This is a genomic window from Spirosoma terrae (assembly GCF_010435915.1).
GTDB lineage: Bacteria > Bacteroidota > Bacteroidia > Cytophagales > Spirosomataceae > Spirosoma > Spirosoma terrae.
The window spans coordinates 397,952-413,399 of the sequence record NZ_JAAFZH010000004.1; the positions used below are offsets into that span (position 1 = coordinate 397,952).

Below are 15,448 nucleotides of genomic sequence, written 5' to 3' on the forward strand. Positions count from 1 at the left end.
CTACACTTAGAATCGAACATTAAGGTTAAAGCCCATCGTGCGGGTTGGTGGTAAACCAGGCCAGAAATCAAGGCCAACCGAGTTATCCGACGAGACCATCGCTTCTTCGGGGTCCATATTCTCCGTCCATTTCTTAATAATCAATACGTTGTTCGCTACCGCACTCAGTCTCATGCCTTTGATGAAGAATTTCTCCGGAAGCAGTTTGCCGAAATCATAGCCCAGGCTAATCTGACGGAGTTTCCAGAACCCGGCATTGTTTACGAAATCTTCGTGGATGCCCAGTGGGTTCAACGACTCATAGAAAGGCTGAACGGCTGCTCTGGTTTTGTTGATCTCTCCGTTTGGATTGACCCCATCGCCGATTACATAACCCACATCCCGACCGGGCAGCGTCCGCTTCGACAGACCATGACGCAGGTAGTTGATATTACGTCCGGTAATCATTTTATGCCCAAGCTTGAAATCGATCAGGGCCGACAACGTAATACCTCTGTAGGTAAACGTGTTTGTAATACCGCCAAAATAGGTAGGCAGTGCGTTACCAACATTTCGGAGCGTATTGTTACGTAGTGGCATACCGCTATTGGCGTCGAATACTTTACGCCCCTGAGCATCGCGCAGATACATAAAGGTGTACAACTGGCCAATCGGTTTTCCGACTACCTGATTCAACACCCGACCGCTACCACCACTGACCGTGATAACCGTATCGTTCGGAGATAATCCGAGCTGGAGAACTTTCGATGTATTATACGATACGTTGGCGTTTACATCCCAGCGGAAGGCGGGCGTAACTACAGGCGAGAAGTTCAGGGCCATTTCAAGTCCCTGGTTCATACTACGTCCTACGTTAATCAGCTTGTTAGTGTACGACGACGCATCTGAAATCTGGGCCGCCAGAATCTGATCGTTGGTTGTCTTGTGATAGTACGTAAAGTCGAAACCGATTTTGCTGTCAAACAACTTCAGCTCTACACCAACCTCAGCTTCCTGAATGCGAAGGGGACGCAGATTTTTGTTTGGAACGGTCGATACGTTGATACCACCCACCGGCACCAGTTGACCCGATGGATTGGGGAACGAGTTGTTATCGACCTGATAGTACAGCGCGTTCGAATAGGGGTTTACGTTGTCAGAACCAACCTGCGCATAGGCCGCCCGAATTTTCCCGAAAGAAATCCACTGAGGCAGCCGCTCAAAAGCCTGCGAGAATACGAAGCTACCCGTAACGGATGGATACAAAATACTCCGGTTTGATGGAGCCAGCGTGGAGAACCAGTCATTACGGGCCGTTGCGGTCAGGAACAGGTAATCACGGTACGATACCGTAGCGGAGCCGAACAACGAATTAATCTTCTTTTCCGCCAGCTGATAGACGGGATTTTTGACCCGACCATTGGCTACTGTATACAAGCCCGGCTGCACAAAATCCTGTACCGTTACGCTGTTGTAATCATTACGGGCGTAACGTGCATTGCCACCCAGCGTTACGTCTACGCCAATCTTGCCGAAGGTTTTATTACCGCCCAGAATGAAATCGATGTTCCGTTCGGTATTCTGGCGAACATCCTGCGTATACGACCCATTAACGTACCCGACGGGCGCTTTGGCAATCGGTGCATAGCCATTCGGGATATTATAATCCTGATTCCGAACGTAGTAATCCTGCGCAATACGTCCCTGCAGATAGAGCCAATCCGTGAACTGATACCGTAGCGCTATGTTCCCAAAAATACGGTCGCGCAGAATGTTCTCGAAGTGGTAATTCATGGAATAGTACGGGTTGTTCCGTACCAGGAAACGCGAAAACACAAATTCATCGCCATTGGGCAAGGTCTGGTTTTGACGTAGCGCGTCGAACGGCATCGAGTTAGCCAGCGTAAAAATGACCGTCGATACTGAGAAATCCTGCGCATTCAGTTGGGGCGGGTTCACGTTGTTTTCCTTCGAATAGTTGATATTTCCGCTAGCTGTGAGCCGGCTACTAATATTCTGGGAAAACCCTAGATTGATCACCTTCCGGTTGAAGGAGTTGTTCTCCATAATACCCTTGTTATCGGTATTACTCAACGACAGGCTAAAGCCACCATTTTGACCGTTATTGGCTACGGTTACTGTATTCGTAAAGTTTGTTCCAACGCGATAGAATTGTTTAACCCGGTCGCGCACAGGAGCGTACGGCCAGGTTTCGTTGTCAAATAAAGTTTGGGTCATGCCCGGCTGAAACTTTTCACCAAAGCTCCATACACCCGAGGTAGGATTAGCCGACGTTGGTCGTAAGCCCCCTTCTCCCTGACCATATTCGTACTGAAAATCGGTAAAGTCCAGCGCCGTTTCGGTCGTGAAGTTGGTGTTATACGTAACGCCAAGACCTTTTCCCACGCCCCGGCTCTTGGTCGTAATCATCACTACGCCATCTTTGGCCCGAGAGCCATACAAAGCAGCGGCCGTTCCGCCTTTCAGTACCGTCATGGTTTCGATATCGTCGGGGTTGATACTGCTCAAGCCATCGCCACCATCGGAGTTGTTCATGGCGCGGCTGCCAAAATCGCCACCCAGCGAGTAGTTCGAGTTATCGATAGGAACCCCATTGACTACAATCAGCGGGTTATTCTGACCGCTAAACGACGACTGGCCACGGATACGGATTTTAGACGTACCGGCTGGTCCTGACCCCATACTGGTAATGTTAACCCCGGCCATTTTACCCTGAAGACCATTCATGAAGTTATTGGTACGGTTTACGTTGATCTGGTCGGCATTAACGGTAGCGGTAGCGTATCCTAATGTTTTGGCTTCCCGCTTGATTCCCAACGCTGTAACCACCACTTCATCAATAGCTTTTGCATCTTCCGCCAGCTGGACGTTAATAACTGATCGGTTATTGATAGGTACAGTTTGCGTTACGTAGCTGATGTAGGAAAAAACCAGCGAACCATTGGCTGGCGCATTGACAGAATAACTACCCTGAGCATCAGTGGCCGTCCCCACCGACGTTCCACCAATCACGACGTTTACACCTGGAAGCCCCTGGTTATCAGGACCAGTCACCTTCCCCGTTATTTTGTTGGTCTGGGCCAGCGTAAGGCAACTGCTCAGCAACAAATAAAAAAGAACTAGAGCTTTGTTCATACATAATAGAGATTTAGGAAAAGGAAAAAAAAGGAAAAACCATCCATTTATATCAACATCAACTATTGATATAATCTAATTTTTCTAGAGCTCTAAAAATAGCTATCCTCCGAAGCCAGCTTGGAGACTAACAGCTACTTACTTTTCTTTTTCAGGTTGTATAATGAGCGTTACTATACGTACTACCAGTTGTGTATAGCTCCGTCGGGACTCTTTAGGATTGGATGCGGGAACTGGGTTTTAGCCGTTACCTCCATCACAAATGTGGCTTTTTTAGGGTCGAACTTGACGCCTAATCCTGGCTCTGGATTCAGATACAGCTTACCATTTTTAAAATTCACGAAATCCTCATTGAAGTAAGCCGGACGTTCGGGCTCACCACCGCCCAATTCCATCAGGCAGCGCATGGGGCTGCTTGAACCAAGCACGTGTACCAGCGTAGCGGTGGCCAATGGACCCGTAAAATGCGGAATCATACCAACGTAATGCGTTTCGCACATAGACGCCAGTTTTTTAAACTCCGAAATCCCTCCGGTATTGGGCAGCGTAAAGCGGGTATAATCGATCAGATGCTGCTCGATAAACATATTGCTATCCCAACGATCGCCAAACTGTTCGCCAACCGCAATGGGTACGGTAGTCATCTGACGTACTGTTTTATAGACATCGGGGTTTTCTGACCGGACAATATCCTCCACAAAATAAGGCTCCAGCTCTTCGAGGGCTCTGCAGATTTTAATCCCTTCCGTTGTATCAAAACGCGTATGCAGATCAATAGCCCATTTACCTCCTCCGCCTACAGCGGCATCGATACGTTTGCAGAACTCAATGGTTTTCTTGGCATTTTCATAAAAATCAAAGGGCTGGTCGCCATTACCGCCGGTGGGTCCAATTCGATACGCCCGTAAACCAGCTTCTATACAATCGCGGGCGCGCTCTTCTTCGGTTTTCGCTTTGGAAGCCCGGAAACCAGTAGCGTAACACTCTACGTATTCACGCGTGGCCCCTCCCAGCAATTCATAAACCGGAACGCCCAACGCTTTGCCTTTTATATCCCACAACGCCATCTCCAGAGCACCCAGTGCATGCAGTTTTTCCCGGCCTGGCGGATAAAACATACCGCGATAGACATTCTGCCAGATGTGTTCAATACGGAATGGGTCTTCCCCGATCATCATCTGGGCGCACTGCTCGATCATGTCCTTAGACCCGCCTTCGCCAATTCCGACAATACCACCATCGGTCTGAATTTCGACAATACCACGCGCCTGATTAAACAAAGGTTTGTTATACCCTGGAGCACTGTAATAGCGAATTTTGGTAATTTTCAGCTTAGGCGCTGCTTCTACCACCTGGATCGGGAGACCAGTCCAGGCTACGGCGGAACCAACCAAGGCGGATTTAAGGAAATTTCTGCGTTGCATAGTTGACTAAACGATTAAAAAAGGAAGCTTAAACGATTAAGCTGACAAGCAAATTTATATAGAGCTATTGGGTTTACTTTCCGATGATGCACGCTCAATCAATTCAGCTTTCATGAGTATCTGTGCGGGTTCGTTTACGTTATCTTTCAGTTTCTTCACTAATAATTCAACGGCTGTTTTCCCCAGAAGCACAATCGGCTGTTTGAGATATGTAATAGGGCACTGGTATAATTCAAACACTTCGGCCTGTCCAAAACTGACGATTCCCAAATCGGCGGGGACTCTTAACTTTAATTCATTGATATATTTCAATCCATTGATTGCCAGACTATAGGTTGCAAACAGAAGCGAGTCGACGGGCTCGTTGGCGTTCATCAGCTCATCGATAGCTTCTTTTACGCCGTTCTCAATATTCGTAATTCGAATCTGTTTTAACCACGACTTCTTCGATTCCAGCTTATTATTCTCAAATGAATCCAGATACCCTCTGATCCGCTCCTGCATATGAAACATCTGCGAATCGTAGGCGATCATGCCAATACGCCGATAGCCATTCTTAATCAAATGCACACCGGCTTCGTACGAAGCTTGATAATGGTCTGTCGATACAAAGTCGGTCTGAATCTCCGGGAAATAGCGGTCCAGTAATACAAACGGTATATTTTTATCTTTCAGGTAATGAATCTGCAACTCTGAATGTTCGGACGAGACAATAATGAATCCGTCTACCTGCCTGTTTATCAGTACATCCAGCAAATCCCGCGATTTGTCGGCGTTCTCGTCGGAGCTACCAATAATTACGGTGTAGCCGTTATGTTTTGCTTCGTCCTCAACAACCCGGGCAATGTTCGCAAAGAACGGGTTGGATATATCCGCGATAATTAAGCCGATCGTATGCGTTTTCCCACTTCTCAGGCTTTTGGCCAGATGGTTGGGCTGGTAATTTAGCTCGGCCGCAATCTGCCTGATCTTGATGGCAATTTCCTGACCAACCCGGCTTTCTTTCTCCTTTCCATTCAGAACATAAGAAACTAAAGCAGTGGAAACACCGGCTTTTTGAGCAATATCCTTTAACGAAGTTTTTTTAGTACTCATCTGATTTTTACGGCGATCAAATCTATGCTTAATCCTTTAAACAAAAAAATTCTCCGTTAACTTTTTTTACTATTTTCTTAATAAATATCATTATTACGGATCGGCAGATGTACCTGAATCAGCGGTTCAACCCATAGTGTATCCACTTTTTAGGCGATTGATCCCATTGGTCGGTAAAACAGCTTGTTCATTTACCGCAGAACCAGTACAGATTTTTTCAAAAAAGGGCAAACGTTTGCGCACCATGCTCAGCGCTCCTTCTTTTTCCTGTATAATCATCCATTTTGGCAGTTTTTATAGCATCAGGGCCGATTAGGCCTCTTTGCTACTCAGATTCATCTTCGGCCACGGCAAAACCTTTGTCTCCTATTCAGCGCTTAGACCCTACCCTATCCAGGAACCAGATTGTATTTTGCAGTCAGAAAGTCAATTCAGGACAACAGAACCAACCCTACTTACCAATGAAAAATCTGCTTACCTGTTTATTCGCTACGCTGCTCGCTGTTCAGGTGTATGCGCAGGCAACCTATGCCATTCTGCCGAAACCTGCGCGTCTGGACGAACGTAGCGGTATGTATAAAATACCGTCCAACGTAACGATCAGCGTAACGGCGGGCAACCCGGAAGTCCGCCAGATTGCCCAGCTGCTGGCCGACCAGCTGGCCAAATCGAGTGGTTATACCCCAACCGTTTCGACGGGTAAATCGGGAAAAGGAATTTCATTCGTCACGGCCAAAGGTCCAGCGCTGGGCGAAGAAGGCTATAAACTGACCGTATCGCCCAAACAGGTAATTATCACGGCCGAGCAACCAAAAGGTTTCTTCTACGGCGTTCAGTCGCTGCTGCAATTAATGCCGGCTGCCGTGTTTAGTCCCAGTAAAGTTGATGGTGTAACCTGGTCCATTCCTGCCTGTGAAATTGCGGATCAGCCCCGGTATGCTTACCGCGGATCGATGCTCGATGCCGGGCGCTACTTTATGCCGGTTCCGTTTATCAAAAAATACATTGACTTGCTGGCGCTTCATAAACTCAATACGTTTCACTGGCATCTGACAGAAGATCAGGGCTGGCGCATCGAAATCAAAAAGTACCCGAAACTAACCCAGATTGGCTCTATTCGTGCTAAATCGACGGTTGGTCATTACCGGGACAATACCTATGATAATAAGCCTTATGGTGGCTTTTATACGCAGGACGACATTCGGGACATCGTTAAGTACGCCCAATCCCGATACGTTACGGTTATTCCAGAAATAGAGATGCCCGGCCATTCGGTTGCTGTGCTGGCCGCTTACCCAGAATTTGGTGCCAATCCAGATCGAATGTTACCCGTAGCCACCCAATGGGGTGTTCATGACAAAGTCTTATTTCCCCGGGAAGAAACATTCAAGTTCCTGGAGGATGTACTGACCGAAGTGATGGATCTTTTCCCGAGTCAGTACATCCATATTGGCGGTGATGAATGCCCAAAAATAGAATGGAAACAAAGTAAGTTTTGTCAGGATCTGATGAAAAAAGAGGGCTTGAAAGATGAGCATGAACTTCAGAGTTATTTCATCCGCCGAATCGATAAATTTGTTACGTCGAAAGGACGCAGAATTATCGGCTGGGACGAAATTCTGGAGGGTGGTTTATCGCCCAATGCTACGGTCATGAGCTGGCGGGGCGTTAACGGAGGTATTGCAGCGGCCCGTGAGAATCATGACGTCATTATGACTCCCAATACGTATTGCTACCTCGATTATTACCAGGCTGATCCAAAAACGCAGCCAGTGGCCATTGGTGGTCTTCTAACGCTAGACAAAGTATATAGCTTCAACCCGTCTGTCTCCGACAGTTTAACCGCCGAGCAAAGCAAGCACGTTCTGGGCGTACAGGCCAACACCTGGACCGAATATATTTCTACCCCGGAATATTACGAATATATGACCTTCCCCCGTCTGATTGCCGTTGCCGAAACAGCCTGGACGCCCCGTGATGGTAAAAACTTCGACGACTTTAAGAAACGGCTGGACACGCACAACAAACGTCTCGACTATCTGAAAGTTAATTATTTCGGTGCCCCGATCAACAACTCGTTTCAGTATCAATGGCCTAAGAACGTAGCGGGGAAATAGTTTATGGTTTATGGTTTATAGTTTATAGTTGGCTGGCGCAAGACAACTGCTGGCGCGCCAGCCAACTATAAACCGTAAACCATAAACCACAAACTATAAACTTACAAACTCCCTTACACCCATTTCCGAATGCTGTCTTCGGCGTAACCCGCGCCAGAACTCATCCCCTTACCGCCAATTCCGGTGACAATTCGGATGTGTTCATCAACATCGTACTCGAAAATTTCGGCCTGAGTCTGGCTATAAAACCCGGCCCAGGCTTTTTTTACGACCAGCGGAAAGTCTACGATACGGCGAGCCTCGTTCAGCATCAACGTATTGATATAATCCTGGGTGTGGTAGCCCAAATCTTCGGCTTTGGTGGCATCGGCATATTCATGCGAATCACCGACGATAAATGAGCCATCGATGGCCTGCTTAAACAAAATGTGAATCCCCCACTTTTTCAGTTCAGCCAAATGCTCGGGTGTTGCCAACGTAGCGTATGACGGACATTCCTGAAAGGATTCGTATCGACGTATAGTTAATCCCGTTAGGATATTGCCGGGTAACGTAACGCCTTTAACTGGCTCTACCAGAAGCATCTGAAGTTTACTGACTACTAAGCCTGCATCGGCCAGAACATCCGGAAACAATAATCGTACTTCGTGTCCGCTGCATATCAGTACGCGCCCGGCCTGGAAACGCTGCCGGTTGGCCAGTGTGATGATGGCCCCGCTGTAGTTTGACTGACAATCGATCACGGCTGAACCCGATTTATAATCAACGCCATACTTTTTCTGGATGAAAGCAATCAGGCGATGAATCATCAGCTCGGGTTCTACGCTCAATTCCTGCGGAAAGAAAAGGCCGCCCACTACGTAGTCGGGACGTAACGAAGGGTACTTAGCCAGACACTGCGTTTTCGATAATAGCTCACAGTCATAGCCAATTTTCTGGTATCGATCATACAATTCATTAGCAAGTGTCCATTCGTCGGCATCAGATGCAATATAAACGGTTCCGTTGTTACGTACCGCCAGATCGGTTTGTGATTGAATGTCCTGATAAATCTCCAGACTCCGACGGCCATACTCAAACCATCGTCCAGCCAGGCCCGAAGGTACCACCTGCCCAAAATTTCGGACGGTTGCCCCGATAGGATACTGGTCTTTTTCGAGCAAGAGAACCCGTTGTCCGGCTTTGGCAGCATGATAAGCATGAAACGTTCCCAAAGCACCCGCTCCGATCACAACAAGATCGTATGTAGCCATAAATTATAGAAAGAAAAAATATGAAGCCAAGATAAGCCCAAATACCCAATGCAGCCAGCGCCAAGCAGCGTTCAACCTCATGATGGTCGGATACGGGTGTACCGGCCATATCGAAAACTACCAGTTCAACAGGTTGCATCGTTGGTCAGAGAAAAGAGACTGTAAATCAACACAATCCCCCTTTGTTTATTCACCGATCCCTGTTAAGAAATAGAGACTATTTGGCCTGTTACTGATAACAAACCAGACATATTAAGACTATTTTGTTTTCACTACGGTTAGTTTCTTCATCAGCTCTTTCCGGTTACTCACCGGAATCTGAATGGGCGTTTTGTGACTAACCAGAAAAAGGTAATTATTCTCCAGGCGTTCCAGATGATCCAGATTAACCAGAATTGACCGCGATAACCGGTAAAAATTAGGCTGTGGAAAATACTGGGCTAAGTGGCTGAGATTGGTACTGATATGGTAGGCCGGCTCTTTACCGAGTAGAAAAATTTTCACGTAGGCACCATCCGCTTTCAGATACAGGACATCATTCGGATCTATTTTTTCATACCCTTTATCGATCGGCAGATAGAGTTGTCGACTTTTTCCATCAACCTGCTGATTGTTGTGAAAGTAGTAATAGGCAAGCTCAATCTGCAACTTTAATTCATCCGAACGAAACGGCTTCAGCAGATAAGCCGCCGGCAGGGTCTCTTTGGCTTCCTGAAACGTTTTAGGTTCCGAATTAGCGGTCAGATAGATGATAGGAATACGTCGTTGAGCGAGTAGTTCTTTTGCAATACTAATACCGTCCGCCGAATTCTTCAGTTGAATATCAATCAGGGCCAGATCGGTCGGAAATCGTTTGAAAGCGTGTATGGCTTCCTGAAAATTCCGTGCCGTTGCCGTTACGTTATGCCCAGCCTCCTGCAAGGTTTCGGCCAGATCCAGCGCCATGATGGTCTCGTCTTCAACAATAAGAATGTTTAATGCATGCATGCCATTTACATTGTAAACTCCAGCCTGAAAACGGTTCCTGTTAATGAATCATCCAGACCAGTTTGAAAAGAATATGTTCCCTCTAATTGAGCTACCTGAGACTGAATCAAGGTCATCCCGAACGATTTTTTCGGAACAACCTCAACCTGCCCAGTATGATTGTCAGCATCCCTCCAATCACTTAAACCAGGACCATTGTCGGCCACGATAAGCAAAACGGCATGATCCTGTTTTTGACAACGTATCATCAATAGAGGCTCGTCGACATAACTAAAAGCGTATTTACAGGCATTCGTTACTAATTCATTCACGATTAATCCCAGCGATATTGCTTTATCAGCAACCAGGCTAACCTCATCAATGGCGAATCGGGTAACTATGTTACCATAGCCAAATGCACGCAGGGAGTTTGTGGCCACTTCTTCCAGAAAATCGGCCAGTTTTACTTCAGCCAGTTCATCGCCATCATAGAGTCTACGATGCACTATGGCCATCGACTGCACCCGCAAGCGGCTTTCCTCAATGGCTCGTTTAGCGGCCGCGTCGGTGAGTCGTCGGGATTGTAGATTCAGCAAGCTTGATACGATTTGCAGATTATTCTTAACCCGGTGATTTTGTTCTTTAAGTAGTACTTCGTTCCGGCGACTGATCCGTTTGTTCCTACGATATAACTGAAAAAAAACGACACTCATCGACACTGCCATGACCAGCAGAGCCAACGTAGCAACGGTAAAGCGCTGGTGGGTCTGAATGGTTTCTTTTCGCAGAGACAACTCCCGTTTCTGTGTTTTGAGGAGCGCTTCTTTTTTCCCGGTTTCATACTCCACATTCAGCCGGGATATGGCTCCTTTACGGTCTTCCAGCAAAATCAGGCGTTCCAGCTCGTGGAATTTTCGCAATCGCGCATAGGCTTTTTCCCATTGGCCGGTGGCCTCATAATAGGCCGCAAATATTTGTTCAATGTTTAACCGATTGTCGTGTTCATTTAATCCGTTACTCGTGTATAAAGCTTCGGCATCGCAAAGCATTTGATAGGCCAAAGCAGGCTTATTGACCATCAGATAGGCCTCAGCCAAATGCGTCATAGCATTGACCCTGATGCCTATCTTCTGTTTTATACGCATCAACTCCAATGCTTTTTCAAGATAAGGAACAGCTTTCGGGTCGTTCAGTTTTGTGAGAAAACTACCCGCCTGCAGCTTTCCTTCTGCAATTCCCATTGTATCCTTTAGCTGGTAGCCCAGCCGTTCAACCTCTCGGTAACACGCTAAAATACTGTCGGCTTTGGCTGGGTTGGAAGGCCATTCGTTCTGCCACGCATCTTCATACAATTGGCCTAAAGCACCGTATGATCGCATTAGGCCTTCATCAGAATGCGCCTTTTTGAAGACATCGATCGATAAATTGATGTACCGTAAGGCATCGCGAACATCGTCCTGTTTCAGCTTTATTTCGCTCAGCCGAACATATAATCTACCCAATTCGAACGAGCTTTCTCGTGGTTCATGAATACTGAGCGATTTCAAAAAGTAGCGCTGCGCCATGCGATAATCGCCCGCAAACACATAGGTTTTACCGTAGAGATACCAGGCCTCAGCCAGCAAAAGAGAGTCGTTTCGTTGAAGAGCCAGCTGCTCCGCCGTGCGGGCATTCTGCAGCCTGTCGGCTTGTATTCGCATAGGAATACCCTGTTGACCATTGACCGTAAAGCTCAATAACAGCGCCAGGACCACAAACTGGTATCTGAAGAAACAAGTGTGTGGTAACATTGTGAAGAAGGTTGTAGCTAGCGGTTATTCATCAAAAATACAAAAGCAGAACTATTTTCTTAGAAGAAAAAAAGCCTGGTTTATAAGAAAAAATACGGTGTTTGTATGAAACATATTGACCGTAAAACTTTAATAAAGCAAGTTTGGGGTAGAAACTGCACAGGCTACTACGTTCCTGTATCATTAGTAACCCATATGCCGCTTTCTGCTACTATCCATTTTCTATTTTCAGCTCATGATCCTAACTTTTATAACGATTAGATGGTTTAACAAGCGTTTTCTGCGTTAGCCATTCGTATAAAAGTTACCTCTTACGAAAAAGGCTCCTGGCAAATCGGTTTTGTCAGGAGCCTTTTTCGTTGAATTCACGTGCCAGATAACCCTGTTTATCCCATATTCGGCTAGGTAATTATCCAGTGGCTCACTAACGTCAACCTTCGCGTAATTTTAGTATCAGCTCCGTTTTCATCTCGTGCAGGTTCTTTTCCAGCCCCACCGGATAAAGATGTGGATTAACAAATCGCTTCACACCTGGGTGTAAGCCAGCCAGTTGAGTCTGTACACGCTCACGTATAGCGTGAATATCCTGGCTTTCGTACACCAGTTTACCGGACCGAAACACGGGTACCAGCAGATCTTCGTAAGGCTGATCGGCGTCGAATTTGCGACGTTTGGTAAAATCCAGCGGGTCAATCATGGTGGCCTGCTGCTTTTCACTGGCGAACGAATTCTCATTATAGATCATATCCGCCAGAAAGCCCTGCTCATTCCGAAACCGTCGCACCTGCTGAATACCTGGAGTTGAGATTTTTATGGCCTGCTCTGACAGCTTCATTTTGTAATCCCACTCACCCAACGTAGCACTTACGGCCGAATCATGCTTCAGGGCAGCCAATTTGTATACACCGCCTAAAGCAGGTTGATCGAATGCCGTTACGAGTTTGGTTCCTACTCCCCAGATCGTGATTTTGGCCCCCTGTTGTTTTAAACTATTGATGATCGTTTCGTCAAGATCATTACTGGCAACGATAGACGTATCGGTAAAACCGGCCTCATCCAACAGTTTTCGGGCTTCGATGCTTAAGTAAGCCAGATCGCCCGAATCAAGCCTGATTGCCGCTAGTTTATAGCCTCTTTCTTTTAATTGATAGCCAGTTTTGATGGCGTTTCGAACCCCTTCGAGACTATCATACGTATCGACCAACAACGTAACATTATTGGGCAATACGTCTGCATAGGTCTGAAAGGCCTCTAACTCATTATCAAATGACATGACCCAGCTATGCGCGTGTGTACCCCGCACCGGTATGCCATATAATTTCCCTGCCAGTACGTTCGACGTAGCGTCGCATCCACCAATATAAGCCGCCCGCGATGCTGTCATGCCTCCATCAACACCCTGCGCCCGGCGCAACCCGAATTCCAGCAACGTATCCTTTTCGACAACCAGCCTCAACCGAGCCGCTTTCGTTGCAATCAGCGATTCAAAATTGATCAGATTCAACAGCGGAGTTTCCAGTAGCTGGCACTGCAAAATTGGCCCGCGCACCCGCACCAACGGTTCATTCGGAAATACGACTGTTCCCTCCGGAATGGCTTCTATATCACAGGTTAATTTAAGGTTGGCCAAGTAGTCGAGAAAGGCTTCTTCAAATAACGGTTGCCCATCATTACCGGTGAGCGATCGCAGATAACGTATATCCTTTTTAGATAGTTTAAAATTTTCGATGTAGCCTATTACGTTCGTCAGCCCGCAGGCAATCGTAAATCCTCCGCCAAAAGGATGCTTTCGAAAATAAAGATTGAAAACAGATTCTTTTTCGGCTGTTCCAGATTTCCAGTACCCATAGGCCATTGTAACCTGGTATAGGTCTGTTAGTAAGCTTAGTGAGGTGTCGTAGAGTTTATTTGTCATAACACGAAAGTAGCATTCTGTAACTTTCCTAAAAATTTTTATTCATGCTTAACAAATTAAGTGTAAATTGGTCTGATATTTGTGCGGGGCACTTTTATCAATTGTTACTCCGTATGAATTACTAATTCTACCGCTTACATTTACCATCCATGCAGAAGTTAAGCCTCTCTCAGTCGCTTCAGCAGAAATTGTCTCCTCAACAGATTCAATTTATCAAACTGCTGCAAATCCCAACTGCCGAGCTAGATACGCGTATTGAGGAAGAGCTAGAAATTAATCCAGCCCTGGAAGAAGGGATGGATGAAGAGTTTGACCAGAAGGAAGAAGACCCGTTTGCCGACGAGTTCGACGATGACTATAAGGACCATAACGACGACCTTGACATTGATACGTATCTTCAAAATGAAGACTACAATGGCTACAAAATGCAGGGTGATGGTAATTACGGCGACGAAGATCGGGAAATGCCACTGGCCACCAGCTCTTCACTTCTCGATTCGTTACTACAACAATTTGGCTACCTGCAGTTAACTGAGCATCAACGCATCATTGGCCTGCAGCTCATCGGAAGTATTGAAGCCGACGGCTATATCAGACGCTCCTTACAAGCGATAGCCAACGATCTGGCTTTCTCTCAAAACGTATTTACGGATACTGAAGAACTGGAAGAAGTTCTTCATAAGATTCAAACGTTTGATCCTCCTGGCATCGCGGCCCGTTCACTGCAGGAATGCCTGCTCCTGCAACTTCGTCGTAAAGATCTCTCCGACCCTTACGTTATTCTAGCCATTCGTATTACGGAAGAATTCTTTGAAGAATTTTCTAAAAAGCACTTTGACAAAATCCAAAGGCGACTGAATGTCAGCGACGAATCGCTCAAGAAAGTAATTGATATCATTATCAAACTGAACCCCAAACCAGGGTCCGTCGAGAGCGAAGCGGGTACGGTTCAGTACCTGATTCCTGATTTTATCCTTACCAACAATAATAGCAAGCTCGATTTAACGCTGAATTCAAAAAATGCTCCTGAGCTACGGATCAGTCGGTCTTTTGCCGATATGCTTGATACGTATGACAAGAGCAGTAAGCAGAATAAATCACTAAAAGAAACGGTTTCATTCGTCAAACAGAAGCTCGATGCCGCCAAATGGTTTATCGATGCAATCAAGCAACGGCAGCAAACGCTACTGAAGACCATGAATGCCATTGTTCGATTTCAGTACGATTTCTTTCTGACTGGCGATGAGTCGAAGTTACGACCCATGATTCTGAAAGATATTGCCAGTCTGATCGATATGGACGTATCGACCGTATCGAGGGTAGCCAATAGCAAATCTGTCCAGACGGAGTTTGGTATTTATCCATTAAAATACTTTTTCTCGGAAGGTATCGCTACCGATTCGGGCGAGGACGTCAGTAGTCGCGAAGTCAAGAACATCCTGAAAGATCTGATCGACAACGAACCCAAACTGAATCCCCTCTCCGATGATAAACTGGAAAAAATCCTGAACGATCGTGGCTACAACATTGCCCGTCGCACGGTAGCCAAATACCGCGAACAGCTCAATATTCCTGTAGCCAGGCTCCGGAAACAATTATAGTCCATAGTCAACTGCTCTAGGGTTTTTGGTATATGGTACGATAGCATTTGCTACTTTTGCGGAGCGCTTTTGTATCATTGTACCACAACCACAGACAGTTGGTTCAGGTCTTAACAATACTATTCGTTGAACACGTCGTTTGCCCGTTTTCT

General features: G+C 46.5%; 10 protein-coding genes. 2 read left to right on the forward strand and 8 right to left on the reverse strand.

Annotated elements, in window-relative coordinates:
• Positions 1-6: 6 nt before the first annotated feature.
• The 4 genes from GK108_RS12075 to GK108_RS12090 all read right to left on the reverse strand — a co-directional run bounded on the left by GK108_RS12075 (position 7) and on the right by GK108_RS12090 (position 5,933).
• The gene (locus GK108_RS12075) at positions 7-3,135 is read right to left on the reverse strand and encodes a SusC/RagA family TonB-linked outer membrane protein (protein ID WP_163947988.1); all 3,129 of its coding nucleotides are present in this window, start codon (positions 3,133-3,135) and stop codon (positions 7-9) included.
• Positions 3,136-3,317: 182 nt separating this feature from the next.
• Positions 3,318-4,559, reverse strand: a complete 1,242-nt coding sequence (locus GK108_RS12080; protein ID WP_163947991.1) for a mandelate racemase/muconate lactonizing enzyme family protein — start codon at positions 4,557-4,559, stop codon at positions 3,318-3,320.
• Between the two features lie 54 nt (positions 4,560-4,613).
• The gene (locus GK108_RS12085) at positions 4,614-5,654 is read right to left on the reverse strand and encodes a LacI family DNA-binding transcriptional regulator (RefSeq protein ID WP_163947994.1); all 1,041 of its coding nucleotides are present in this window, start codon (positions 5,652-5,654) and stop codon (positions 4,614-4,616) included.
• A gap of 126 nt (positions 5,655-5,780) precedes the next feature.
• Positions 5,781-5,933 (reverse strand): hypothetical protein, encoded by a 153-nt coding sequence (locus GK108_RS12090; protein ID WP_163947997.1) that lies wholly within the window; start codon positions 5,931-5,933, stop codon positions 5,781-5,783.
• A gap of 182 nt (positions 5,934-6,115) precedes the next feature.
• On the opposite strand from GK108_RS12090, the gene GK108_RS12095 reads away from it, so the two are divergent.
• A complete protein-coding gene (locus tag GK108_RS12095) occupies positions 6,116-7,771 on the forward strand; it encodes a beta-N-acetylhexosaminidase (protein WP_163948000.1) in 1,656 nt (551 codons plus the stop codon).
• A gap of 113 nt (positions 7,772-7,884) precedes the next feature.
• On the opposite strand, the gene GK108_RS12100 is transcribed toward GK108_RS12095, so the two are convergent.
• The 4 genes from GK108_RS12100 to GK108_RS12115 form a co-directional block, all read right to left on the reverse strand.
• Positions 7,885-9,024 carry a TIGR03364 family FAD-dependent oxidoreductase gene (locus GK108_RS12100; protein ID WP_163948003.1) on the reverse strand — a complete coding sequence of 380 codons (1,140 nt, stop codon included), beginning with the start codon at positions 9,022-9,024 and terminating at the stop codon, positions 7,885-7,887.
• A gap of 258 nt (positions 9,025-9,282) precedes the next feature.
• The gene (locus tag GK108_RS12105) at positions 9,283-10,011 is read right to left on the reverse strand and encodes a response regulator (protein ID WP_163948006.1); all 729 of its coding nucleotides are present in this window, start codon (positions 10,009-10,011) and stop codon (positions 9,283-9,285) included.
• Positions 10,012-10,016: 5 nt separating this feature from the next.
• Positions 10,017-11,780: a sensor histidine kinase gene (locus GK108_RS12110; protein ID WP_163948009.1), complete on the reverse strand. Its 1,764-nt coding sequence runs from the start codon at positions 11,778-11,780 to the stop codon at positions 10,017-10,019.
• A 430-nt stretch (positions 11,781-12,210) separates the two neighbouring features.
• A complete protein-coding gene (locus tag GK108_RS12115) occupies positions 12,211-13,695 on the reverse strand; it encodes a nicotinate phosphoribosyltransferase (protein WP_163948013.1) in 1,485 nt (494 codons plus the stop codon).
• A gap of 149 nt (positions 13,696-13,844) precedes the next feature.
• Between GK108_RS12115 and rpoN the strand changes: the two genes are divergently transcribed.
• Positions 13,845-15,296: an RNA polymerase factor sigma-54 gene (gene rpoN, locus GK108_RS12120; protein ID WP_163948017.1), complete on the forward strand. Its 1,452-nt coding sequence runs from the start codon at positions 13,845-13,847 to the stop codon at positions 15,294-15,296.
• Positions 15,297-15,448 lie beyond the last annotated feature (152 nt).

What these genes read in the sequence shown, in the direction of transcription:
- GK108_RS12110 (WP_163948009.1), bottom strand. Translation starts at nt 11,780, where the DNA reads ATGTTACCACACACTTGTTTCTTCAGATACCAGTTTGTGGTCCTGGCG.
- GK108_RS12100 (WP_163948003.1), bottom strand. Translation starts at nt 9,024, where the DNA reads ATGGCTACATACGATCTTGTTGTGATCGGAGCGGGTGCTTTGGGAACG.
- GK108_RS12075 (WP_163947988.1), bottom strand. Translation starts at nt 3,135, where the DNA reads ATGAACAAAGCTCTAGTTCTTTTTTATTTGTTGCTGAGCAGTTGCCTT.
- GK108_RS12090 (WP_163947997.1), bottom strand. Translation starts at nt 5,933, where the DNA reads ATGATTATACAGGAAAAAGAAGGAGCGCTGAGCATGGTGCGCAAACGT.
- GK108_RS12080 (WP_163947991.1), bottom strand. Translation starts at nt 4,559, where the DNA reads ATGCAACGCAGAAATTTCCTTAAATCCGCCTTGGTTGGTTCCGCCGTA.
- rpoN (WP_163948017.1), top strand. Translation starts at nt 13,845, where the DNA reads ATGCAGAAGTTAAGCCTCTCTCAGTCGCTTCAGCAGAAATTGTCTCCT.
- GK108_RS12105 (WP_163948006.1), bottom strand. Translation starts at nt 10,011, where the DNA reads ATGCATGCATTAAACATTCTTATTGTTGAAGACGAGACCATCATGGCG.
- GK108_RS12115 (WP_163948013.1), bottom strand. Translation starts at nt 13,695, where the DNA reads ATGACAAATAAACTCTACGACACCTCACTAAGCTTACTAACAGACCTA.
- GK108_RS12095 (WP_163948000.1), top strand. Translation starts at nt 6,116, where the DNA reads ATGAAAAATCTGCTTACCTGTTTATTCGCTACGCTGCTCGCTGTTCAG.
- GK108_RS12085 (WP_163947994.1), bottom strand. Translation starts at nt 5,654, where the DNA reads ATGAGTACTAAAAAAACTTCGTTAAAGGATATTGCTCAAAAAGCCGGT.